Here is a 467-nt window from a genome sequence, read left to right as displayed (position 1 = left end):
GCATTCAGCGCTTGCATAATTTCGTTCTTATCGAGCAGACTTCTCACCTCTTCCAATGTGAGCAGATGGACGGTGATATCTTCAGTAGCTTCCAGATGCTGATGGTCTATCAGTTCCACGTCTGTGGCAAGAAAGCAGTAAGTCAGATTGGTATGAGTGCTCGGATTAGCGGAAATCACCATATACTCTTGCCAGTTTCCTTTTCCGTAGCCCGTTTCTTCCCACAATTCACGCTGGGCGGACACCAACGGCGAAGCATCTTCCTTCTCGCAGACACCGGCACAGAGTTCATAACAAGTTCGTTCGATTCCCGGACGGTACTGGCGGACAAAAACGAATTGACCATCTTTGGTAATGGCAATGGTATTTACCCAGTCGGGATACTCAAGGATATAATACTCGGGGATATGATTCCCATTGGGAAGTAACATATCTTCGCAACGCACAGTCAGCCATGGACGGCGAAA

1 protein-coding gene is annotated in these 467 nt (G+C 48.0%); it reads right to left on the bottom strand.

Annotated features, from left to right (window positions below; genetic code table 11):
* Positions 1 to 467 (bottom strand): NUDIX hydrolase (locus AB5935_RS26360; RefSeq protein WP_368327912.1); only part of this gene is annotated, 467 nt, incomplete at both ends.

Origin of the sequence: Phocaeicola sp. RTP21198st1_B8_RTP21198_201120, from assembly GCF_040929485.1 — a bacterium.
Taxonomy (GTDB): domain Bacteria; phylum Bacteroidota; class Bacteroidia; order Bacteroidales; family Bacteroidaceae; genus Phocaeicola; species Phocaeicola dorei.
Note: the sequence above shows the minus strand (reverse complement) of the source record. Positions and strands in the feature narration are given on the sequence as shown.